Source organism: Streptomyces beigongshangae, assembly GCF_019710745.1.
Lineage (GTDB): Bacteria > Actinomycetota > Actinomycetes > Streptomycetales > Streptomycetaceae > Streptomyces > Streptomyces beigongshangae.
On the sequence record NZ_JAHKJW010000022.1, the window covers coordinates 112,991 to 135,154 of the forward strand.

The window sequence follows — 22,164 nt, forward strand, 5'->3', positions numbered from 1 at the left end:
CCGTCCCGCCCACGAAGAAGTGGAAGCATCTCCATGCGCAGAACGACCGGCCGCCTGATGCGCGGCCTCGCCGTCCTCTCCGTCCTCACCCTGGGCGCGACCGCCTGCGGCGGCTCGGACGACGACTCCGGCCAGAAGGCGGTCTCCGCCGACGACGTCCAGGCAGCCCTGGAGAAGGGCGGCTCGGTCACGGTCTGGGCCTGGGAGCCCACGCTGAAGACGGTCGCCGCCGACTTCCAGAAGAAGTACCCCAAGGTCAAGATCAACCTCGTCGGCGAGCGTTCGGGCGACAAGCACTACACCGCCCTGTCGAACGCCATCTCGGCCGAGAAGGGCGTCCCCGACGTCTCGCAGGTCGAGTACTTCGCGCTGGGCCAGTACTCCCTCACCGAGGGCCTGAGCGACCTGGCCCCCTTCGGCGCGGACAAGCTCAAGGACAAGTACACCCCCGGCCCGTGGAACGCCGTGAGCGAGGGCGACAAGGTCTACGGCCTGCCGATGGACTCCGGCCCCATGGCGCTGTACTACAACAAGAAGATCTTCGACAAGCACAAGATCGCCGTGCCGACCACCTGGGACGAGTACGTCGAGGCGGCCCGCAAGCTGCACAAGGCCGACCCGAAGGTCTACATCGCCAACGACGCCGGCGACGCGGGCTTCACCACCAGCATGCTGTGGCAGGCCGGCTCGCGCCCCTACAAGGTCGACGGCACGAAGGTGAAGGTCGACTTCTCCGACGCCGGGGCCAAGAAGTACACCGACACCTGGCAGAAGCTGATCGACGAGAAGCTCCTCGCGCCGATCAACGGCTGGACCGACGACTGGTACAAGGGCCTGGGCGACGGCACCATCGCCACCCTCGCCAGCGGCGCCTGGATGCCCGCCAACTTCGTCACCGGTGTCCCGAACGCCTCCGGTGACTGGCGAGCGGCCCCCATGCCGGCCTGGACCAAGGGCGACAAGGCGAGCGCGGAGAACGGCGGCAGCTCGCTGACCGTGCCCGCGCTGGGCAAGAACAAGGAGCTGGCCTACGCCTTCGTCGAGTACGCCAACTCCGGTGCCGGTGTGCAGAGCCGCGTGAAGGAGGGCGCCTTCCCGGCGACCACCGCCGACCTGAAGACCGACACGTTCCTGAACACCGAGTTCGAGTACTTCGGCGGCCAGAAGGCCAACGAGATCTTCGCGGAGTCCGCCGCCAACGTCTCCGACGACTGGTCGTACCTGCCCTTCCAGCAGTACGCCAACTCGATCTTCAACGACACCGTCGGCAAGGCGTACGTCGGCAACACCAAGCTCATCGACGGTCTGAAGTCCTGGCAGGACGCCTCCGTCAAGTACGGCAAGGAGCAGGGCTTCACCGTCGAATAGCCGACGCACGCCCTCCCCGACGCCGCTCCCCGTGCACAACCCCGGAAGGACCACGATGATCTCCACCCTCCTGTCCTCGCTGGACGGGCCGGACGGTGACCGCACCCCGCGCCTCGCCTACGGCGCCGACTACAACCCCGAGCAGTGGCCTCGTGAGGTGTGGGAGGAGGACGTCCGGCTGATGCGCGAGGCCGGCGTCAACCTGGTCTCCGTGGGGATCTTCTCCTGGGCCCGCATCCAGCCGGCCCGGGACGAGTGGGACTTCGCCTGGCTCGACGAGGTCATGGACCTGCTGCACAGGAACGGCGTCGGGGTCGACCTGGCCACCGCCACCGCGTCCCCGCCGCCCTGGCTCACCACGGCGCACCCGGAGATCCTTCCGGTCACCGCCTCGGGCGAGACGGTGTGGCCGGGGGCGCGGCAGCACTGGCGGCCCACCTCGCCCGTCTTCCGCGAGCACGCGCTGCGCCTGGTGCGCACGATGGCCGAGCGGTACGCGGGCCATCCCGCGCTGGTGGCCTGGCACGTCTCCAACGAGCTGGGCTGCCACAACGTCTACGACTACTCGGACGACGCGGCCCGTGCCTTCCGCGACTGGCTGCGCGCCCGCTACACCACCCTCGACGCCCTCAACCACGCCTGGGGCACGGCCTTCTGGTCGCAGCGCTACAGCGACTGGGACCAGATCCTGCCGCCCCGGCTGGCCGCCTCCCACCCGAACCCGACACAGCAGTTGGACTTCAAGCGCTTCTCCTCCGACGCGCTGAAGGAGTACCTGGTCGCGGAGCGGGAGGTGCTGCGGGAGATCACCCCCGACGTGCCGGTCACCACCAACTTCATGGTGATGGGCGGCACCAGGGGCATGAACTACCCGGACTGGGCGGGCGAGATCGACTTCGTCTCCAACGACCACTACGTCCACCCGGGCCCGCAGGACCGCGACGAGCTGTCCTTCTCCGCCAACCTCACCAGCGGGATAGCGGGCGGCCGCCCGTGGTTCCTGATGGAGCACTCCACGAGCGCGGTCAACTGGCAGCCCGTGAACGTGGCCAAGCTCCCCGGCGACCTGGCCCGCGACTCCCTGCTGCACGTCGCGCACGGCGCCGACGCCGTGTGCTTCTTCCAGTGGCGCCAGTCGGCCGCGGGCGCCGAGAAGTACCACTCGGCGATGGTGCCGCACGCCGGCGCCGACAGCGAGGTCTTCCGCGCGGTCGCCGCCCTGGGGCAGACCCTGAAGGCCCTGGCGCCGGTGGCGGGGTCCGAGCGGGAACCGGCCCGGGTGGGGATCGTCTACGACTGGGAGTCCTGGTGGGCGAGCGAGCAGGACTCGCACCCCACCGCCCTCCTCGACTACCGCCGGGAGGCCCTGGACTGGTACTCGGCACTGCACACCCTGGGCGTCCGGGCCGACGTCGTCACCACCGCGGCCGACCTGGACCGGTACGACGTCCTGATCACGCCGGTGCTGCACGTGGTCCCCGCGCCGCTGGCCAAGGAGCTCACCCGGTACGTCGAGGCCGGCGGCCACCTCGTCGCCACGTACTTCTCCGGGGTCGTCGACGAGAACGACCACATCTGGCTCGGCGGCCACCCGGGCGCCCTGCGCGAGCTGCTCGGTATCCGCATCGAGGAGTTCGGCCCGCTGCTCGCGGGCGACACCGTCGGGCTGGACGGCGCCGCCACGGGCACCCTGTGGACCGACCGGATCACCGTCACCGACCCCGCGGTGGACGTGCTGGCCCACTACCGCACCGGCGCGTACGCGGGACGGCCCGCCGTCACCCGCCGCGCGGTGGGCCGGGGCTCGGCCGCCTACGTGTCCACCCGGCTCGGTCCCGAGGGACTGGCGGGACTGCTGCCGGCGCTGCTCGGACCGGCCGGCGTGGAGAGCGAGCTGCCCGAGGAGGCCCGGGGGGCGGTCGAACTGACCGTCCGCCGCGGCCCCGGCGGACGCTTCCTGTTCCTGGTCAACCGGACCGACCGGAGCCTGACCCTGACCGGTCTCGCCGGAGAGGTCCTGGCCGGCGGCAGCGGCAGCGGTGCCGACACCGGCACCGGGGACGGTCTCGTCCTGGGCCCCAGGGGCGTGGCCGTACTGCACCAGCCCGCCGCCTGACCGCACACCGCACGCACCGCACACGGTCCTCCCTGCACCACCGGCTCCCCGGACGGCTCCGCGCCCGTCCGGGGGCGACCCCTCCTGCCCGACGGGCGGGAGGTCCACCGCGCAGCGACCACACCGCAGTTGGGAGCACACGATGGCACGCCGTACCCGCAGCAGACGTCTCCTCGGAGCCGCGGGCCTCACCGCCCTGGCCACCGGGGCCGCCCTGGTCTCCGCCCCGCCGACCACCGCCCAGGCACCGGCGGCGGACACCCCCTCGGTCACCGTCCGGCCCGACCCCTCGTACGAGCAGGAGAAGTTCGAGGGCTGGGGCACCAGCCTGGTCTGGTTCGCCAACGCGACCGGCGACTACCCGAAGGAGATACGCGAGAAGCTCGCGAAGCTCCTCTTCGGGGACGACGGCCTCGCGCTGAACATCGCCCGCTACAACATCGGCGGCGGCAACGCCCCGGACGTCGAGGACTACCTGCGGGCCGGCGGGGCGGTGGAGGGCTGGTGGAAGGCGCCGGCCGGCACCACCCGCGAGGACACCGGCTGGTGGGACGCCGACGACCCGGCCGACTGGAACAAGGACGCCGACGCCACGCAGCGCTGGTGGGTCGAGCACATCAAGGACGACATCGACCACTGGGAGACATTCAGCAACTCCCCGCCGTGGTTCATGACGGAGAGCGGCTACGTGTCGGGCGGCTTCGACGCCGGCGCCGACCAGCTCAGGACCGGGTCCGTCGACGACTTCGCCGCCTATCTGGCGGGCGCGACCAAGCGGCTGGAGAAGGCGGAGGGTATCGAGGTCGACACGGTCGACCCGTTCAACGAGCCCAACACCGACTACTGGAGCACCCGCCTGGGCGCCGACGGCGAGCCCGTCGGCGGCCGGCAGGAAGGGGCGCACATCGGCCCCGAGCTCCAGCAGAAGGTGCTGAAGGCCCTGGCTCCGGCGCTGAGGAAGGCGAAGACCGGGGCGGACATCTCGGCGATGGACGAGACCAACCCGTCGATCTTCGCCCAGAACTGGAACACCTACCCGCAGGACGTGCGCGACCTCGTCGAGCAGATGAACGTCCACACCTACGGCACCGGCCAGCGCACCACCGTGCGCGACCTCGCCAAGGCGGCGGACAAGCCGCTGTGGATGAGCGAGGTGGAGGGCGACTGGGGCGACGGGCAGAGCTTCACGGACATGCGGCCGGGGCTCGGCCTCGCCCAGCGCATCGTCGACGACCTGCGGGAGCTGGAGCCCGAGGCATGGGTGTTCTGGCAGCCGGTCGAGGACTACGACAACATGAAGCCGGGCGGCGAGTCCGCCAAGGGCGGCAACTGGGGCAGCATCCAGCTCTCGTTCAGCTGCACCTCGAAGGACACCCTGAAGTCCTGCCCCATCCACACCAACACGAAGTTCGACACGGCCCGCAACTTCACGCACTACATCAAGCCCGGCGACCGGCTGATCAAGACGGACGACACGTCCAGCGCGGCCGCCGTCACCGGGAAGGGCGACGGGGCGACGGTCGTCCACGTCAACAGCACCACCGGGGCCCGCACGGTCACGGTCGACCTGTCCAAGTTCGGCAAGGTCGGCCGCAACGCCACCGTCACCCCCGTCGTGACCAGCGCCGACGGCAAGCTGGAGCGTCACCGGGCCGTCAGGGTCAGTGACCGCAGGGCCACCTTCACCGTGCCCGCCCAGTCCGTGACCTCCTTCCTCGTCGAGGACGTCTCGGGGGTCGCGAAGGACGCCGCCGAACTCCGCAAGGGCCACACCTACGAGCTGACCGGCGTCCAGAGCGGCAAGGCCCTGACCGTCGCCGACGACGGCAGGGGACTCGTCATCAGGAGCGCCGCGGAGCAGGCGGCCGGTCAGCGGTGGAAGCTGCGCCGGATCTCCGGTGACACCGGGAACCGGCAGCGGTACGTGTTCGGCGACCCGGTGGAGGGCAAGCGCCTGGCCGTACGGGACGGCGCCCCGGTGGTCGAGGCCGACACCGGCCGCCGGGACAGGGCCACCCAGTGGATCATGTCGTCGACCGGCGACGGCACCTGGACCCTCGTCAACGCGGCCACCGGACAGCTCCTGGAGGTCGGCGGACAGGCCACGCACGAGGGGGCGTCCGTGACGCTGTGGACACCCAACTCCGGCGCCAACCAGCGCTGGAAGGTCACCGAGGTGTCCGACCGGACCGGCTGACCCGGCGCGGGTGACCGCCGGCGGCCACCGGGCCGTCGTCGGTCACCGGGCCGTCGTCGGTCACCGGGCCGTCGTCGCAGCGGCCGGGTACCCCGCCGCCGTGTTGCAGTACCAGGACCGTACGGTCCTTTTTTCTTCTGCCGGGTTCTTCCTCCGCCGGGTCCGGGACCCGCTCAGGACGGTGGCCGCAACGGCGGACGGACCGCGCAACGACGAGGAGTCGTTCCGCGGTCCGTCTGGGTTCGGGTGTGTGGCAGGGCGCTGTCGCGCACGTCACCGCCTGCGGCTCCGGTTCCCCCACCCACTGCCCACCCCGGCGACGTGCAGCGCCAGCACGGTCAGGCCGATGAGCATCCAGTTCGTCGACGTGAAGGTGTCGTTGGTCGAGATATCGGCGGCATTGATCAGGAACGCGATGAAGAACAGGACTGCTGCTGCGATACCGAGCACGGATTCTCCTCTTTCCGGTCGCGGGCGGGACGGGCTGTCGTCCCGGACCTCCATGTGCCCCCGTCCGGCCGAAACAGGCCGCCGAACAAGGACCCATGACTCGGGCCGATCGTGGTACTCGCCGACCACACGGGAATCATCGGAGACCACCGCATTCCGGATGACCTATCATCCCCACCGGACCCGGACGAGTAAGCATCTCGCCGCCGGGAAGCAGCAGCGGTGGAAGCAGAGGATCAGCACAGCCCCGCGGGGAACGGGCTGGGGAAGGCACAATGGCGACCGAGCCGCGTTGGGACGACAAACTGTCTTCTGAGGAGAAGTACACCCGGACGACCGCCTTCGCCGGCGAGCTGCCCAATGTGACGGGCGCACGACTCGCCGCCGAGGAATTCCTGCTTGCGCTCACGCGCGCCTCACCACCGGCCGCCCCGGAGCACTGGGACGACATCCTGCTGGTCGTCACCGAGTTGGCGGCCAATGTCGTGCAGTACGCCCCGGGCCCTTTCGAGCTGCGCCTGCGACGTACGTTCGACGGTGTGCACGTGACCATGCACGACACCAGCACCACACCGCCCGCACCACGTCCGTTCCACCCGGGCCGGGGCGGCGGCGGGGTCGGCTGGCATCTGATCCACACCCTGTGCGACCAGGTGAGCGTGGTGGTGACCGACACGGGCAAGGACATCCACGTCTTCATGCCGTGGTGAGGCCCGCCGGTGGAAGGATCCGCAGAATCCGCCGAAGAAAGCCACGGAGGAAAGCCTCGGACGAGGGCCTGCCGGCCCGTCCGAGGCTTTTTTCCGGATGCGTGCCGCCCGTCAGAAGAGCGGCACCAGCACGCTGACGGTCTTGCCGCCGCCCGGACGCCTTTCGACGGCGATGTCACGCGCCAACCGGATGATCACCGGCCAGCCGTAGCCGTTGCCGCGGTGCTGCGCCGGGAAGCCCCCCTGGCCGAAGGCGGCGGCCGGGATGACATCGCTGTTGTCGTGCACGGCCAGCCGTACTCCCTCCCCCGTGGGCGTGACCTCGAAGCCGGCCAGTCCGCCCCCGTGCCGGATGGCGTTCGCGGCCAGCTCCGAGACGACGAGCGAGAGGTCGATGAGAGCCGCCTCCGTCACGGTGCGGCCGGCCCGGCTCCACTGCCCGAGCACCACGTCGCGTGCGTGGGCACGGGCCATCGCCGCGGTCGTGATCGGTGCGTGCGCCGCCGGTGTTCCCCCGGGCGGTTGCGCGGACGCGAGGGTGGTCGTGTCGGTTCGGTCCATATGCGTCGTGTCCCTGCACTCTGCTTCCTCGACGCCGGGCGCCGGCCCGGAGCCGCCGGGCGGCTTCACGGACGGGTCACCGCGTCCGGCGCCGGCCGCACTGCCCGCGATGCGTCATGGGGACGAGTGCCCGGGTGGTCGTGGTCGGCATGGTCGTCCTTTCCTCTCGCCAACACCCCGTGGGGATTCGCCTTCCCCCGGAAACCGCGTCCATGGCGGGCGAATCCCCCGGCTCCCCGTCCGTACCGGACCGCGCCGCGCGGGATCAGGCCGGACGGAGCCGGGCCGAGCCCTTTCAGGGCGCGGCCGCCTGCCGCGGCGGCAGGCTCCGGTAGTAGTCGCCGACCCCGGAGAGGTACTCGGGGTCGAGCGTCTCGCGGTCGGTCCTGAACTGCGGTGCGCCCTTGACCTCCTCCTCGGTGCACGCCACCTTGATCTCGTGCGCCTCCGGGTCGATCGCGGTGACCACGCCCACGGGTATCAGGACGCTCCTGCCGAACAGCCAGCCACCGGTGTCGACGATCAGGTGCCGCATGCCGGATTGGTCCACCTGCCGGTCCACGTGCCCGATCGTCCCGTCGCTCGCGGCGACCGTGAACCCTGTGAGCAGCAGCCCCTCCGAGTACCCGCTGGCGGGTGCGTACGACCAGATTCTGTCGGTGGTCACGTCGCTCCTTCCTTCCCATGGTCGAGGTCCGAACGGAGCACGGCGGCCGGTGCGCACCGCCCGTCGTCCCCCTCGGGCAGCAAATACCCTGCCGCCGGACCGCCATTCTCAGCGGTTGCGCGGGTCGGGCGCGGCCGGCCCGCGGGACTGCCGGGTCACCGCGGCGGGCGTTCCCGAAACGCGGTCCGCGCGGCGGGAGATCGTAAAAGCCTGAGGCTTGATAAGAAGGATGCGTATCACCGGTGAAGCAGGGCACTCGAAGGGCTGGAGGTCGATAGCAATGGTCCCTCTTATTCTTGTCCTGCTGCTCGCCCTGCTTCTTTTCGGCGCGGGTTTCGCACTCAAGATCCTGTGGTGGGTGGCGGTCGTCGTGCTGATCGTCTGGCTGCTCGGCTTCATCGTGCGCCCGAATGCGTCCGGTGGCCGTCGTGGACGGTGGTACCGCTGGTAGGAGGGCTTGCTCCCCGAGACAGCGACCATGGCACGGCCATCCCCGAAAAACGAGAATTTCCAGGGAGGAATGAGGAATGACGTCGTCTTCAACCGAGGTGCAGTACACGGTTCCCGGCCTCAGCACCCAGGACGGCGGGAAGGTGATCGACCTGCTCCGCCTGCGGCTGCACGCACTCAATGACCTCTCGCTCACACTGAAGCACATTCACTGGAATGTGGTCGGCCCGCATTTCATCGCCATCCACGAGATGCTCGACCCGCAGGTCGACCGTGCCCGCGAAATGGCCGACGACACCGCCGAGCGCATCTCCGCCCTGGGCGGGGTCCCCGCGGGCACCCCGGGCGCCCTCGTCGCGGAGCGGACCTGGGACGACTACGACGTCGGGCGGGCCGACGCGATCGCGCACCTCGGCGCCCTCGACCTGGTGTACACCGGCATCGTCGAGAGCCACCGTGCGGCGCTGGCCGAGGTCGGCAAGTTCGACCCGGTGACGGAGGACCTCCTCATCGAGCAGCTGCGCTCCCTCGAACAGTTCCAGTGGTTCGTGCGCGCGCACCTCGAGAGCTCCGGCGGCACGCTCTCCACGGCGAACGCGCAGACCGAGACCGAGGCCGCCCGCTCGGCCGGCCAGGGCGGCGCCCGCTAGCGGCGGCCGTCACGTGCGGGAAGGCATGGGCACGACCCACTCCACGTGTACGGCGGCGACCGGACGTCACGGCGTCGTACGGGCACGGGACACGCGTCGGGCCGGCCGCACCCGATGTGCGGCCGGCCCGCTGCGCAGGGGTGGACTAGGCCACGACCTCGCCCTCGTCATGGGTCCCGGTCCCGGCCGGCACGGTGCCGGTGGGGCGCCGCAGGGGCATCCGCACCACCGGCTGCTGCGCCGCGGCCAGCCGGCGGCGCGCCACCTCCAGCGCGGACCGCACGTCACGCGTCCCGGTCGACACGCAGAGCGTGTACTCCAGGTCCTGCGCCCGCTGGTCCGGCTTCGCCGCGCCGCTCCCGGCCCGGTGTGCGGTGATCGCCTCGTACTCCTCCACGAGCTTGCGCAGGGTCGCGGGGTGGGGCATCAGCATCTGGCTTGCTCCTTGATGACGTGGACGACGTGGACGACGTGACCGAGGGGGTCACCGCGGGTCCGTGAAAGGTGGTGGGGGTGACGGTGCGGGACACGGCGGCGGGCGGGCCGTGCACGGCCCCGGGAACGCCGGACCGCGTCAGGCGCCGCCCGCCCGGCCGCCGGTGTCGCGGCCGGTGCGCGGCCGTGCGCCCAGCGCCTCTTCCCTGACCCGTGCGCAGCTGCGGGTGATCAGGCGCGAGACGTGCATCTGGGAGATGCCGAGCTTGTCGGCTATGCGGTTCTGCGTCATGTCCTCGAAGAAGCGCATGTACAGGATGTTCCGCTCGCGCTCCGGCAGCCGGCGCAGGCCCTCCTTCGCCGCCTCCCGGTCGAGGACCACGTCGAAGGAGGAGTCGGGGTCGCCCAGGGTGTCCGCGAGGCTGTAGTTGTCGTCCGCGGAGGACAGTTCGGCGTCCAGGGACAGCGTGCTGAAGCTCTCCATCGCCTCCATGCCGGCGGCGACCTCGTCCTCCGTCAGACCGGTGTGGGCCGCGATCTCGGCCGCCGTCGGCTCGGGGGCGCCGGGGTTCTGCGTGAGTTCCCTGCGGGCGATCCGCACCTTGTTGCGCAGCTCCTGCACCCGGCGCGGCACCCGCAGTGCCCACATGCGGTCACGGAAGTGGCGCTTGACCTCACCGGTGATGGTGGGGACGGCATAACTCTCGAAGGCCCCGCGGGAGGGGTCGAAGCGGTCGATCGCCTTCACCAGTCCGACGGCCGCGACCTGGCGCAGGTCCTCTATGTTCTCGCCTCGGTCGCGGAACCGGCCGGCGATGCGGTGGGCCATGGGCAGCCAGGCCGTCACCAACTCGTCGCGGACGGCGTCCCGCTCGGGGCCCGCCTCCATCGCGGCCAGCCGCGCGAAGTCGGTCGCCGAGTCAGGTGCGTCGTCGTGCGGATGCCGCGCCGAGGGGGCCCGGACGGGCGGGGCCGGTTCGGCGGGCACAGCCTTCGCCTCGGCGGGTGCGTATTCTTCGAGGCGGCTTGTCGACAAGTCGATACGCATGCGGATTCGCTCCTGAACAAATGGCTTGCGAGGGGGGTGCCGCAGGGGCGGGCTTCCGGGGACGCCGGAGGGCCACCGCGGTCGGCCGGGCCGACTCCTGCGGGCGTGCCTCCGGTCCGAAGCACGAACTCCGATTGCCCTGGCTTTCCGTGGCAAAACACCTCGACTCAAAATCAGCGTCGCGAGGCCCTTCCGCCCCTCTGCCCGAACCGGTTCACAGACCCGCCCCCGCGTGCCTGCGTGCACTCCACGGGTGCCGCGGGGCGTCGGTGACCACGCGCCAGAGGGCTTCGAGCACCGACTTTCGGCCGGATAACATGGGGCTTCGATCTCTTCCAGAATTGGGTGGCATGAGCCCCGGGAAGCGGGGAAGACGGCCGATGTCATCAACAGCGACGGTGAGTGGGGTGGACGGCATGACAGCCGTGACGGCAGGCGGGGCAACGGCCACGGCGCAGGGGACCCGGACGACGGACGAGACGGAACTGCCTCTCATCGAGGACCCGTCGCGCGTCAAGCCGAAGGACGCGCGGGAGCTGTCCCGGCAGTTCTTCGACCGCCTCGCGGTACTCGAAGAGGGAACCCACGAGTACCAGTACGCGCGCAACACCCTCATCGAGATGAACCTGTCCCTCGTCCGGTACGCGGCCTCCCGGTTCCGCGGCCGGGGCGACTCGATGGAGGACATCGTCCAGGTCGGCACCATCGGGCTCATCAAGGCCATCGACCGGTTCGAGCTGTCGCGCGAGGTGGAGTTCACCTCCTTCGCCGTCCCCTACATCGTCGGCGAGATCAAGCGGTTCTTCCGTGACACGAGCTGGGCCGTCCACGTGCCGCGCCGCCTCCAGGAGGCCCGCGTCGAGCTGGCGAAGGCCACGGAGGAGCTGCGGACCCGCCTCGGGCGCACTCCCACCACGCGTGAGCTGTCGCAGCTCATGTCGCTGCCCGAGGCGGAGGTCATCGAGGCCCGCAAGGCGGCGAACTGCTACAACTCCTCGTCGCTCGACGCGGCCCTGTCCCCCGACAACGGCTCGCACGGCGAGTCCGTCCTGGCCGACTTCATCGGTGAGGACGACCACTCGCTGGAGCTCGTGGAGGACCTGAACTCCCTGGCGCCCCTCGTCGCCGAACTCGACGAGCGCGAGCGCCGCATCATCCACCTGCGGTTCGTCGAGGAGCGCACCCAGGCGGAGATCGGCGAGATCCTCGGCATCTCCCAGATGCACGTGTCGCGTCTGATCAGCCGCATCATCAAGCGGCTCCGCGCCGGTCTGCTCGACCCCTCGGTGGCCTGACGCGCCCATCCGTCCCACCTGACCGGCGCCTCCCCCCGCGCCGGTCCGCCAGTCCGCCACCGCGGTCCCCCGAGCCCCCGCTCGCCGGACCGCGGTGGCGGACTCACTCGTGTTCCCCGGCCCTGCCGTGTCCCCGCCGGGGTCACGGTGTTGACGGGGTGGGCCTTTTTGGCACCACACTTTGTTCACAACCTCACTCACGGGTTAGCCTGCGGCGTATTTCCTCGTGGGCGGCCCCCTGCGGCAAGACGTCCGGCGAGGGTGGTCCGGCAGTGGGCCTGGAGTTCCGAGTCCCTTTCCCCGAGGGACCCGAGAGGCATGGAACGAGGGTGCGCATGACCAGCCAGACGACCGAGACCGTCGACCGCATGCCGGGCGACCAGGAGCTGCGGCAGCTGTTGGCCGGCCTGACGGCGGTGCGGGACGGCGACTTCGGCACACGTCTGCCGGACGACGGGGACGGTCTCCTCGGCGACATCGCCACCGTCTTCAACGGCATGGTCGACCAGCTGTCCGTGTTCACCTCCGAGGTGACCCGGGTCGCGCGCGAGGTGGGCACCGAGGGCACCCTCGGCGGCCAGGCCGAGGTGCCGGGGGTCTCCGGCACCTGGGCCGACCTCACCGACTCGGTCAACGCCATGTCGGGCAACCTCACGACACAGGTCCGCGACATCGCGCAGGTGGCGACCGCGGTGGCCAAGGGCGACCTGTCCCAGAAGATCGACGTTCCGGCGCGGGGCGAGATCCTCCAGCTCAAGGAGACCGTCAACACGATGGTCGACCAGCTGTCCGCCTTCGCCGACGAGGTCACCCGCGTCGCCCGCGAGGTCGGCAGCGAGGGACGGCTCGGCGGCCAGGCCCAGGTGCCCGGCGTCGGCGGGGTCTGGCGCGACCTGACCGACTCCGTGAACCTGATGGCGGGCAACCTCACCGCGCAGGTCCGCAACGTCGCCCAGGTGACGACCGCGGTGGCCAAGGGCGACCTCTCGCAGAAGATCACCGTGGACGCCCGCGGCGAGATCCTCGAACTCAAGAACACCATCAACACGATGGTCGACCAGCTGTCCGCCTTCGCCGACGAGGTCACCCGCGTCGCCCGCGAGGTCGGCACCGAGGGACGGCTCGGCGGCCAGGCGGACGTCAAGGGCGTCAAGGGCACCTGGCGCGACCTGACCGACTCCGTGAACTTCATGGCGGGCAACCTCACCGCGCAGGTCCGCAACGTCGCCCAGGTGGCGACCGCGGTGGCCAGGGGCGACCTCTCGCAGAAGATCACCGTGGACGCCCGCGGCGAGATCCTCGCCCTGAAGGAGACCCTCAACACGATGGTGGACCAGCTGTCCGCCTTCGCCGACGAGGTGACCCGTGTGGCCCGCGAGGTCGGCACGGCCGGCAACCTGGGCGGGCAGGCCACCGTCCGCGGTGTCTCGGGCACCTGGAAGGACCTCACCGACAACGTCAACGTGATGGCGTCGAACCTGACGGGCCAGGTCCGCTCGATCGCCCAGGTCGCCACGGCCGTCGCCCGCGGCGACCTCTCGCAGAAGATCACCGTCGAGGCCAAGGGCGAGGTGGCCGCCCTCGCGGACGTCATCAACACGATGGTCGACACGCTGTCCGCGTTCGCCGACGAGGTCACCCGCGTCGCCCGCGAGGTCGGCACCGAGGGGCGCCTCGGCGGCCAGGCCCAGGTGCCGAACGTCGCGGGCACCTGGAAGGACCTCACCGACAACGTCAACTCGATGGCCAACAACCTCACCGGCCAGGTGCGCAACATCGCGCTCGTGACGACGGCGGTGGCCAAGGGCGACCTGTCCAAGAAGATCGACGTGGACGCCCGCGGCGAGATCCTCGAACTCAAGACCACCATCAACACGATGGTCGACCAGCTCTCCGCGTTCGCCGCCGAGGTCACCCGCGTCGCCCGCGAGGTCGGCAGCGAGGGGCGGCTCGGCGGCCAGGCCGAGGTGGAGGGCGTGTCCGGCACCTGGAAGCGCCTGACGGAGAACGTCAACGAGCTCGCGGGGAACCTGACACGGCAGGTGCGCGCGATCGCCGAGGTCGCCAGCGCCGTCGCCGAGGGCGACCTGACCCGCTCGATCACCGTCGAGGCCTCCGGCGAGGTCGCCGAGCTCAAGGACAACATCAACTCCATGGTGGAGTCCCTGCGCGAGACCACGCGGGCCAACCAGGAGCAGGACTGGCTCAAGACCAACCTCGCGCGGGTCTCCGGCCTGATGCAGGGGCACCGGGACCTGGCCGTGGTGGCCGAGCTCATCATGGACGAGCTCGCGCCCCTCGCCTCGGCCCAGTACGGGGCGTTCTACCTCGCGGAGGAGAGCGCGGGCGGCAGCCGGCTGCGGCTCGTGGGCTCGTACGGCTGGCCCGACGAGGAGGGGCGGCCCCGGAGCATCCCCTTCGGCCGCTCGCTGGTCGGGCAGGCCGCGCGCAGCCGCCGCGCCATCAAGGTCGACGAACTGCCGCCGAACTACGTGTCCATCTCCTCGGGGCTCGGCCACACGGTGCCGACCGCCCTGGTGGTGCTGCCCATCGTGGTCGAGGACCAGGTGCTCGGCGTCATCGAGCTGGCCTCGGTCACCCGCTTCACCCAGATCCACCTGGACTTCCTGGGACAGCTGATGGAGACCATCGGCGTCAACGTCAACACCATCGTGGCCAACGCCCGGACCGACGAGCTGCTCGACGAGTCCCAGCGGCTGACCGCCGAGCTCCAGGCCCGCTCCGAGGAGTTGCAGGTCCAGCAGGACGAACTGCAGCGGTCGAACGAGGAGCTGGAGGACAAGGCATCCCTGCTGGCCGCGCAGAACAGCGACATCGAGGCGAAGAACCTGCAGATCGAGCAGGCCAGGCAGGAACTGGAGACCCGGGCGCAGCAGCTGTCGCTGGCCTCCAAGTACAAGTCGGAGTTCCTGGCGAACATGAGCCACGAGCTGCGCACACCCCTGAACAGCCTGCTGATCCTCGCCCAGCTCCTGGCCCAGAACCCGTCCCGCAACCTCACCCCGAAGCAGGTCGAGTACGCGGGCATCATCCACTCGGCGGGCTCCGACCTGCTCCAGCTCATCAACGACATCCTCGACCTGTCGAAGGTCGAGGCGGGGAAGATGGACGTCAGTCCCGAGGTCGTCCCGCTGCGCCAGCTCCTGGAGTACGTGGAGGCCACCTTCCGGCCGATGACGACGCAGAAGAGCCTGGACTTCACCGTCCGCACGGCGCCCGGCGCGCCCGCCGACCTGCTGACCGACGACTCCCGGCTGCGTCAGGTCCTGCGCAACCTGCTGTCGAACGCGGTCAAGTTCACCGAGCAGGGCGGTGTCGAGCTGCGCATCGAGCCGGCCGCCGACCACGAGGTGCCCGCCGGTGTGTACCGCGGCGGCACCATCGTCGCCTTCCGGGTGCAGGACACCGGGATCGGGATCCCGGAGCAGCATCTGGAGACGATCTTCGGAGCGTTCCAGCAGGCGGACGGGACGACGAGCCGCAAGTACGGCGGCACGGGTCTGGGGCTGTCCATCACCCGGGAGATCGCGCACCTGCTCGGCGGCGCCGTCACCGTCGACAGCACACCGGGGCAGGGCAGTACCTTCACCCTGTTCCTGCCCGTGGCACGCCCCGACTTCGAGAACCTGGTGATCGACGACCGCGCCCTGGAGGCCGCGCCCGGCCGGGCCCCTTCCGAGGAGGCTGAGGCGAGCGCCCCTGGCCCGGGCCCGGTCGCCCCGGCCGCCTCCGCCAAGCGGCAGCGGCGCCGGCTGCTGGTCGTCGAGGAGCGGCAGCGCGGACTGCTGACCCTCGTCGCGGAGAGCGCCGTCTCGGACGTCACCCGCGGCCAGGACGCCGGTGACCCGCGCGGCACCGTCGACGTCATCACCGCCTCCGGGGCACACGAGGCGGCGAGCGCGCTGGCCGCGGGGCCCTGCCACTGCGTCGTGCTCGAACTCGGCATGCCGGGCGGCGAGGCGCCGCGCTTCCTGGACGCGATGCAGGGCGACTCGGCGCTCGTGAACGTCCCGGTGCTCGTCCACAGCGGCCACCGCGCGGACCTGGCCCAGGAACAGGCGCTGCAGGCCCGCTCCGGCACCCGCGCCCTGGAGTTCCTGTCCAGCCTGGACGAGCTGCGGGAGCGCATCGCCCTGCACCTGTCCGCCGAGGAGCTGGGGGACGTACCGTCCCTGGCCCGCGCGGAGGAGCCGCAGTCCGCCGCGCCGAGGACCGTCGAGGACGCCTTCCTCGGCCGTACGGTCCTGGTGGTCGACGACGACGCGCGCAACCTCTTCGCGCTCAGCGGGATCCTGGAGCTCCAGGGGTTCCACGTGCTGCACGCGGACAACGGCCGCAAGGGCATCGAGACGCTGGTCAACCACCCCGACATCGCGCTCGTCCTGATGGACGTGATGATGCCCGAGATGGACGGCTACGCGGCGACGGCCGAGATCCGCAAGATGCCCCGGTACGCGCAGCTCCCCATCATCGCCGTCACCGCGAAGGCGATGCCCGGCGACCGGGAGAAGAGCCTCGCCTCCGGTGCCAGTGACTACGTCACCAAGCCGGTCGACACCGACGACCTCATCGCCTGCGTCCGCCGCTGGCTGCCCGCGTGAGAGACCGCGTCCGGCCGTGCGCGAGCGCCGGCCGGGCGCCGTCCCCGCGCCCCGCCCCCCGTGGGCATTCCAGCCGAGGAGCAATCGCATCGTGAGCCTTTCCGAACAGCAGCGGCCGAGCGGCGAACCGGTCGCGGGGGACGACACCGNGAGCCTTTCCGAACAGCAGCGGCCGAGCGGCGAACCGGTCGCGGGGGACGACACCGAGGCCGGTACCGACGTCCCCGGTGCCGTCGCCGAGACCACCGCCGGCACCGGTGCCGGGGTCCCGGTGGACGCCGACGACCCGCCGGCCGACGGGCGGAACACCCTGGACGCCCGCTATCCGGTGGGCCGGCTCGCCGCCACGGTGGAGCGGCTGCGCCGCGAGGTGCGGGCGGCGCAGGCCGAGGCCGACGGGCGCGCGCTGGTCGAGCTGGCCAAGGGCATCCTGGTCGAGCGGCTGGGGTGCGGGCCCGCCCAGGCCGCCCGCCAGCTCGCCGAACTCGCCGCACAGGCCAAGGTGTCACCGCTCGAACTCGCCGTCGACGTCATCAACCAGTCCGCCCGCGACCGGCTGTCGGAGGTGACCGGCGCCTTCCTGGCCGGCGCGCGGGACGAGGAGGCCGCCGCGGCGTCCGCGGCCGCGGCCCGTGCGGAGGAGGAGCGTTCGGCCGCCGTGCGGCTGCGGGAGGCGGAGAGCGGCGCGCTGGCGGCGCCCGACACCCAGGCCGTCGCCGATTCCCTGTTCCAGCACGCGCTGACCCCGCTCGGCGCGGTGGCCGTGGCCATCTGGAGCGCGCGGTCCGACGGCTCCCTCGCGCTGGCGGGCTGCGCCGGGTTCCCGCCGGCCGAGGCGGGACGCTGGCACTACGTGCCCCCCGGGGTGACGACGGTGGCCCGCACGAGCCTCACCGAGCGTGCGGGGCAGTGGATCACCTCCCTCGCCGGGACCGGTCTCCCCTCCATCGGCCAGCAGCAGTTCCCCGAGGGGGGAAGGGCCGCCCTTCCGGCCGGCACCGGGGGGCGCGTCCACGGCGTTCTCGAAGTCGTGTGGGCCACTCCCCTGCCACCGCAGTCGCCCCAGGTCGTGCGCCAGGTCGAGGCGCTGGCGGAGCTGTGCGCCCACACCCTGGAGACGTACGCGTCCGTCCACGGCGGCGACGCCGCGGCCGCCGCGCCCCGTGTCCTGCCGGACGCCGCCGAACTGGTGGACCTGGCCGACGGGCTGCACGACCCCGCGCTGGTCCTCGTCCCGTACCTGGACGGCGGCCGGCTCGTGGACTTCCACATCCACCACGTCAACAGCCGCTTCCTCGACCCGGCCGGCCGGCCGCGCGGGCTCATCAACGGGGCCCTGCTGCTGGAGGCCTACCCGATGGCCGCCGGGGAGAGCGAGCTCTTCCAGCGGGTCGAACGCGTCTACGCCACCGGGGAGCCGTTCCGGGCGCAGCGCATGAACCTCACGGCCCTCGTCGACCAGGTGCCGCTGGCGGCGGTGGCCGACATCAGCATCAGCCGCCACGGCAACAGCGTGCTGCTCCTGTGGCGTGTCGAGGACGAGACGGCGCGGCTGGCGAGCCTGCTCCAGCACGCCCAGCGGCTGGGCCGCATCGGCGGCTTCGAGGAGAACCTGCTCACGGGTGAGATCACCTGGAACGGCCAGCTCTTCAGCCTGTACGGGAGGCAGCCGTCGAGCGGGCCGGTGCCGCTGGAGGAACTGGCCCTGCACGCGCATCCGGACGACGCGGTCGTCATCGGCCGGTTCCTGCGCACCCTGCTCCACCACCGGCGGGCGGCGTCCGCCGCGTTCCGGCTCCAGCGCCCCGACGAGGTGACCCGCCACATCCGGGTGGTGGCGGAGCCGGTGCTCGACGCCGACGGCAGGCCGTTCGTGCTGCGCGGCGCCTACCAGGACATCTCGGCCCAGCACTGGACGGAGGTCGCGCTGGCCGCCACGCGCGACCAGCTCGCCCACTCCGAGCAGCAGGCGGCCGAGCACAACCGGCTGACGCTGCAGCTGCAGCACGCCATCATGCCCCCGACCCAGACGCCCCTGCGGGTCCCCCGGCTCGACGTGGCCGTGCGCTACCGGCCCGCCGAGACCGAGCAGCTGGTGGGGGGCGACTGGTACGACGCGGTCCTCCTGCCGTCCGGCCTCGTGCTGCTGTGCGTGGGGGACGTGGCGGGCCACGGCATAGAGGCGGCGACGAGCATGGTCGTGCTGCGCAACGCCCTGCGGGGGCTGGCCGTGACGGGCGCGGGCCCCGGCCAGCTGCTGTCCTGGCTGAACAGCGTGGCGCACCACCTGACGGGTTCGATCACGGCCACGGCGGTCTGCGGCATCTACGACCCGTCGAACCGTACGCTGCGCTGGGCCAGGGCGGGTCATCTGCCGCCGGTGCTGGTCCGGGACGCGGAGGCGGTGTCGCTGCCGCTCGTGAAGGGTCTGCTGCTGGGCGCCGTGCCCGAGGTGGCGTACGGCGAGGACGAGGTGCAGCTGGCGGTGGGCGACACGCTGCTGATGTACACGGACGGTCTGATCGAGCGCCGGGACCGCACCATGGAGGAGTCCATGACCCAGTTGCTCACCACGGTCCGGGCGGCGCCGTGCACGCTCGACCAGCAGCTGGACCGGCTCCTCACCTACAGCAGGTCGGACACCGACGACGACACCTGCATCATCGGTATCCGGGTGTCGTAGGTCCTGTCTGTCGCAGGACTTGCCTGTCACAGGGGCGGCCGAGGAAATGTCCGCATAAGAGACGGATGCCGGGGTACTTGCGCGAGCGTGGACGACGGCAGTCACGGACCCGCCGACGGGAGGCGACGCCGACGAGAGCTTGATCACGTCGCGCGACCGGCGACACCGGCATCGAATCCGCGTACGGGGGTAGCTGGCCCTCACCATTGGCGCTTTGTGGGAGGTACTCGTGTCCGTAGCCCAGAACCCGTTGTCCGTCGAGGTGTCCCTGCCTCGCGAGGACGTCGTCCTGCTCACGGTGGAAGGCCATCTGGACATCGATACCGCGACCGGACTCCAGCACCACCTGGCCAACCAGTTCCAGCACGGCCGCCGCCACTTCCTGCTGGACCTCACGGCCGTTCCCTTCATGGACTCGTCCGGTATGAACATCATCATCAGGGCGTACCAGCAGACCCGGGAACTCGGCGGGAGCGTGCACATCATCTCGCCGACACCGGCCGTGCGGAGGATCCTCGACCTCACCGGGGTGAGCATCACCGTGCCGGTGTCGGACGGCGTCGAGGACGCGCTCGCCCTGGTGGACAAGCAGCAGGCCGGTTCCGTCTGACCCCGTTCGACGAGCTCCGCCACCCGCGGGGACGGCGGAGCGGACCCATGCCCGACAGTTGCCATTTGACAACAGTGGACCGAAGCAAGAAAGTGAGCAGCGCCGAGGCGTGGGAGGGATCCGGTATGCACCTGGGGACGAGAACGGACTCTCGCGCCGCGCACGTCGCGCGCGGGGACGCGCGGACGGCGGTGTCCCGCCGCGGACGCCGTGACGGTCAGGCCGGCCTGGCGTCCGCGACCGTGCCGTCCTCGTCGTGGATCTCCTCGGCCGCGGCGGCGCAGAACGCCACCAGACCCTGCAGCAGCTGGGTCCTGCGCGCGGCCGGCATCTGCTCCAGCACGGACTGCAGCGCCCGCTCGCGGCGGGCCCTGAGGTCGTCGAGGAACACGCTCCCGCGGCGGCTGAGGTACAGCCGCAGTTCGCGGCGGCTCGTCGCACCGGGCCGGCGCTCGACGAACCCCACGGCCTGGAGGCGGTCGCACAGCCGGCTGGTGGACGGCGGCGTGGATCCCAGGGCGTCGGCGAGCGTGCGCAGGTTGATGCCCTCGTTGTGCTCCAGGATGAACAGCACCCGCAGCTGGGACGCCGAGACGGGCGCCGTCGAGGCACGCCCCCACAGGACCTCCAGCAGTTCCGCCGCCTGCGAGGTCACACGCGCCACTTCGTACGGCTGCGGGCCTGCGGAGGAGGAAGTCACGGTGACACTCTCGCAGGGTTCCGCGGCGGTGTCAGCTCACCGACCGGGGCCGCCCGCGCCCCCCGGCTGCCCGGACCAGGAAAAATGCCCGGCATCGCGCGCCCAAGGGCGCGGACGTCCGGCCGACGACGCGGAGAGAGTGGCGTAACCGACTTGGTGAACAGATTCGTGGCGGCCGAGCGGGCACTGCGCTCCGCCGCTCCGCACCGGCTGCTGGACGCGGTCCGGGACGTGCTGCGCAGCCAGTACGCGGCCGAGGAGGTCGAACTCTTCATGGCCGACTACGGACTGACCCTGCTGCAGCCCGTCTCCACCCTGCCGTTCACCCTGCCTCCCCTGCCCATACACACCGGTCCGGCCGGCCGGGCCTTCGGGGCCCAGGAGGCGGTCCGCGAGGACCGCCCCGGCGGCGCGGTACGCGTCCACCTGCCCGTCACCGTGCGCGGCGACCGGCTGGGCATCCTGTCCGTCACCATGCCCTCGGCGGACACGGCCGCCGACTGCTCGGCCGAGCTGGCCGAGGTGGCGGAGGTGCTGGGCCACGAGGTGGTCGTCGCCGAGCGCGACACCGACCTGTACCTGCAGGCGCGGCGCAAGGACCGGCTCACCCTGGCGGCGGAGATGCAGTGGCAGCTGCTGCCCGCCCGCGCCTGTGCCCGGCCCGAGTACGCGCTCGGCGCCCAGCTGGAGCCCGCCTACGCGGTCTTCGGCGACAACTTCGACTGGTGCGCCACCTCGGACCACCTGATGCTGTACATCACCAACGGCATGGGCGAGGGCATCGAGGCGGCGCTGCTGACCAGCCTGGGCGTCAACGCGCTGCGCAACGCGCGCAGGGCGGGCCTCTGCCTCGCGGACCAGGCGGCCCTGGCGGACCAGGCGGTGTACGCCCACTACCGCGGCGACGCCCATCTGTCCGTGCTGATGCTGGACCTCGAACTGTCCACCGGGCGCCTGCAGGTCGTCGACGCCGGCTCACCGCAGATGCTGCGCCTGCGCGACCGGACCGTCACGACGGTCGGCTTCGAGGCACAGCTCCCGCTGGGCATGTTCGAGGAGACCGACTACTTCGCCCAGGAGTTCACCGTCGAGCCCGGCGACCGGCTCGTCTTCGTCAGCGACGGGGTCCACGCGGTGGCGGCGCCGGGCGGCGAGACGTACGGCGAACGCGCGCTGGCCCGCGCCGTCTCCTCCACGAGGCTGGTGCCCGCGGCCGAGGTCCCCGGGGCGGTGCTGCGGGAGCTGACCGGGCACCGCGGCGGCCCCGAGCCGGACGACGACGCCCTGGTCGCCTGCCTCGACTGGTTCGGAGGACCTCCGGCGCCGTGAGTCCCGGCCGGCCGCACACGCCCCCGCCGGACGCGGTGCCGGGCCGGCCTGGATCATGGATACAGTTGTCGTCCGGCAACGGTTTGCCGCTGTTCCGCCGTCCCTGGCGAGCCCGGGGCGACACGCAGCACGTGAGGGGAGAAGCAGGTGCCGGAGGACGAAGCGGCAGGACAGCACGCGTTCCCCGCGCCCGCGGGGGTGCGGTCGGGGAACGCGGAGGGCGTCGCCCCGGATGTTCGGCGGCCGGTCGCGCGGCGGCGCCCGGGCACCGTG

General features: G+C 71.4%; 17 protein-coding genes. 11 read left to right on the forward strand and 6 right to left on the reverse strand.

Features of this window, described 5'->3' with window-relative positions; all coding sequences use genetic code 11:
- Positions 1–33 precede the first annotated feature (33 nt).
- From KM933_RS19105 to KM933_RS19115, 3 genes are all read left to right on the forward strand, one after another.
- Positions 34–1,368, forward strand: coding sequence for an ABC transporter substrate-binding protein (locus KM933_RS19105; protein ID WP_221353766.1), 1,335 nt, complete (start codon positions 34–36; stop codon positions 1,366–1,368).
- Positions 1,369–1,423: 55 nt separating this feature from the next.
- A complete protein-coding gene (locus KM933_RS19110) occupies positions 1,424–3,484 on the forward strand; it encodes a beta-galactosidase (RefSeq protein ID WP_221353768.1) in 2,061 nt (686 codons plus the stop codon).
- Positions 3,485–3,626: 142 nt separating this feature from the next.
- Complete coding sequence (locus KM933_RS19115) at positions 3,627–5,681, forward strand: glycoside hydrolase (RefSeq protein WP_221353770.1); 2,055 nt, start codon at positions 3,627–3,629, stop codon at positions 5,679–5,681.
- A 273-nt stretch (positions 5,682–5,954) separates the two neighbouring features.
- Here the strand turns inward: KM933_RS19115 and KM933_RS19120 are convergent, their stop codons facing one another.
- Positions 5,955–6,131 carry a hypothetical protein gene (locus KM933_RS19120; protein ID WP_221353772.1) on the reverse strand — a complete coding sequence of 59 codons (177 nt, stop codon included), beginning with the start codon at positions 6,129–6,131 and terminating at the stop codon, positions 5,955–5,957.
- Positions 6,132–6,406: 275 nt separating this feature from the next.
- Between KM933_RS19120 and KM933_RS19125 the strand changes: the two genes are divergently transcribed.
- A complete protein-coding gene (locus KM933_RS19125; protein WP_221353774.1) occupies positions 6,407–6,841 on the forward strand; it encodes an ATP-binding protein in 435 nt (144 codons plus the stop codon).
- Between the two features lie 111 nt (positions 6,842–6,952).
- Here the strand turns inward: KM933_RS19125 and KM933_RS19130 are convergent, their stop codons facing one another.
- Complete coding sequence (locus KM933_RS19130; RefSeq protein ID WP_221353776.1) at positions 6,953–7,402, reverse strand: ATP-binding protein; 450 nt, start codon at positions 7,400–7,402, stop codon at positions 6,953–6,955.
- 295 nt (positions 7,403–7,697) lie between these two features.
- On the reverse strand, positions 7,698–8,069 hold the full coding sequence (locus KM933_RS19135) for a PRC-barrel domain containing protein (RefSeq protein ID WP_221353778.1): 372 nt from the start codon (positions 8,067–8,069) through the stop codon (positions 7,698–7,700).
- A gap of 280 nt (positions 8,070–8,349) precedes the next feature.
- Here KM933_RS19135 and KM933_RS19140 point away from each other — a divergent pair, with 280 nt between their 5' ends.
- Both KM933_RS19140 and KM933_RS19145 read left to right on the forward strand, forming a co-directional pair.
- Positions 8,350–8,520, forward strand: coding sequence for a hydrophobic protein (locus KM933_RS19140; protein WP_221353780.1), 171 nt, complete (start codon positions 8,350–8,352; stop codon positions 8,518–8,520).
- A gap of 76 nt (positions 8,521–8,596) precedes the next feature.
- Positions 8,597–9,169 (forward strand): Dps family protein, encoded by a 573-nt coding sequence (locus KM933_RS19145; RefSeq protein WP_221353782.1) that lies wholly within the window; start codon positions 8,597–8,599, stop codon positions 9,167–9,169.
- Between the two features lie 145 nt (positions 9,170–9,314).
- Here KM933_RS19145 and KM933_RS19150 read toward each other — a convergent pair whose 3' ends face one another.
- Together KM933_RS19150 and KM933_RS19155 are read right to left on the reverse strand one after the other, a co-directional pair.
- Positions 9,315–9,602: a DUF5133 domain-containing protein gene (locus tag KM933_RS19150; protein ID WP_221353784.1), complete on the reverse strand. Its 288-nt coding sequence runs from the start codon at positions 9,600–9,602 to the stop codon at positions 9,315–9,317.
- A 141-nt stretch (positions 9,603–9,743) separates the two neighbouring features.
- Positions 9,744–10,652 carry a SigB/SigF/SigG family RNA polymerase sigma factor gene (locus KM933_RS19155; RefSeq protein WP_221353786.1) on the reverse strand — a complete coding sequence of 303 codons (909 nt, stop codon included), beginning with the start codon at positions 10,650–10,652 and terminating at the stop codon, positions 9,744–9,746.
- A gap of 416 nt (positions 10,653–11,068) precedes the next feature.
- On the opposite strand from KM933_RS19155, the gene KM933_RS19160 reads away from it, so the two are divergent.
- The 4 genes from KM933_RS19160 to KM933_RS19175 all read left to right on the forward strand — a co-directional run bounded on the left by KM933_RS19160 (position 11,069) and on the right by KM933_RS19175 (position 19,862).
- Positions 11,069–11,947 carry an RNA polymerase sigma factor SigF gene (locus tag KM933_RS19160; protein ID WP_221353788.1) on the forward strand — a complete coding sequence of 293 codons (879 nt, stop codon included), beginning with the start codon at positions 11,069–11,071 and terminating at the stop codon, positions 11,945–11,947.
- A 335-nt stretch (positions 11,948–12,282) separates the two neighbouring features.
- Complete coding sequence (locus tag KM933_RS19165; protein WP_221353790.1) at positions 12,283–16,569, forward strand: HAMP domain-containing protein; 4,287 nt, start codon at positions 12,283–12,285, stop codon at positions 16,567–16,569.
- 271 nt (positions 16,570–16,840) lie between these two features.
- A complete protein-coding gene (locus KM933_RS19170) occupies positions 16,841–19,252 on the forward strand; it encodes a SpoIIE family protein phosphatase (RefSeq protein WP_221353832.1) in 2,412 nt (803 codons plus the stop codon).
- Positions 19,253–19,481: 229 nt separating this feature from the next.
- Entirely contained in the window at positions 19,482–19,862 is a 381-nt protein-coding gene (locus KM933_RS19175) for an STAS domain-containing protein (RefSeq protein WP_221353792.1), read from the forward strand.
- Positions 19,863–20,079: 217 nt separating this feature from the next.
- On the opposite strand, the gene KM933_RS19180 is transcribed toward KM933_RS19175, so the two are convergent.
- Positions 20,080–20,562 carry a MarR family winged helix-turn-helix transcriptional regulator gene (locus KM933_RS19180; RefSeq protein ID WP_308013455.1) on the reverse strand — a complete coding sequence of 161 codons (483 nt, stop codon included), beginning with the start codon at positions 20,560–20,562 and terminating at the stop codon, positions 20,080–20,082.
- A gap of 156 nt (positions 20,563–20,718) precedes the next feature.
- Between KM933_RS19180 and KM933_RS19185 the strand changes: the two genes are divergently transcribed.
- A complete protein-coding gene (locus tag KM933_RS19185) occupies positions 20,719–21,891 on the forward strand; it encodes a PP2C family protein-serine/threonine phosphatase (RefSeq protein WP_308013457.1) in 1,173 nt (390 codons plus the stop codon).
- The last annotated feature ends 273 nt before the right edge of the window (positions 21,892–22,164 follow it).

What these genes read in the sequence shown, in the direction of transcription:
- KM933_RS19105 (WP_221353766.1), top strand. Translation starts at nt 34, where the DNA reads ATGCGCAGAACGACCGGCCGCCTGATGCGCGGCCTCGCCGTCCTCTCC.
- KM933_RS19110 (WP_221353768.1), top strand. Translation starts at nt 1,424, where the DNA reads ATGATCTCCACCCTCCTGTCCTCGCTGGACGGGCCGGACGGTGACCGC.
- KM933_RS19115 (WP_221353770.1), top strand. Translation starts at nt 3,627, where the DNA reads ATGGCACGCCGTACCCGCAGCAGACGTCTCCTCGGAGCCGCGGGCCTC.
- KM933_RS19125 (WP_221353774.1), top strand. Translation starts at nt 6,407, where the DNA reads ATGGCGACCGAGCCGCGTTGGGACGACAAACTGTCTTCTGAGGAGAAG.
- KM933_RS19130 (WP_221353776.1), bottom strand. Translation starts at nt 7,402, where the DNA reads ATGGACCGAACCGACACGACCACCCTCGCGTCCGCGCAACCGCCCGGG.
- KM933_RS19140 (WP_221353780.1), top strand. Translation starts at nt 8,350, where the DNA reads ATGGTCCCTCTTATTCTTGTCCTGCTGCTCGCCCTGCTTCTTTTCGGC.
- KM933_RS19145 (WP_221353782.1), top strand. Translation starts at nt 8,597, where the DNA reads ATGACGTCGTCTTCAACCGAGGTGCAGTACACGGTTCCCGGCCTCAGC.
- KM933_RS19150 (WP_221353784.1), bottom strand. Translation starts at nt 9,602, where the DNA reads ATGCTGATGCCCCACCCCGCGACCCTGCGCAAGCTCGTGGAGGAGTAC.
- KM933_RS19155 (WP_221353786.1), bottom strand. Translation starts at nt 10,652, where the DNA reads ATGCGTATCGACTTGTCGACAAGCCGCCTCGAAGAATACGCACCCGCC.
- KM933_RS19160 (WP_221353788.1), top strand. Translation starts at nt 11,069, where the DNA reads ATGACAGCCGTGACGGCAGGCGGGGCAACGGCCACGGCGCAGGGGACC.
- KM933_RS19165 (WP_221353790.1), top strand. Translation starts at nt 12,283, where the DNA reads ATGACCAGCCAGACGACCGAGACCGTCGACCGCATGCCGGGCGACCAG.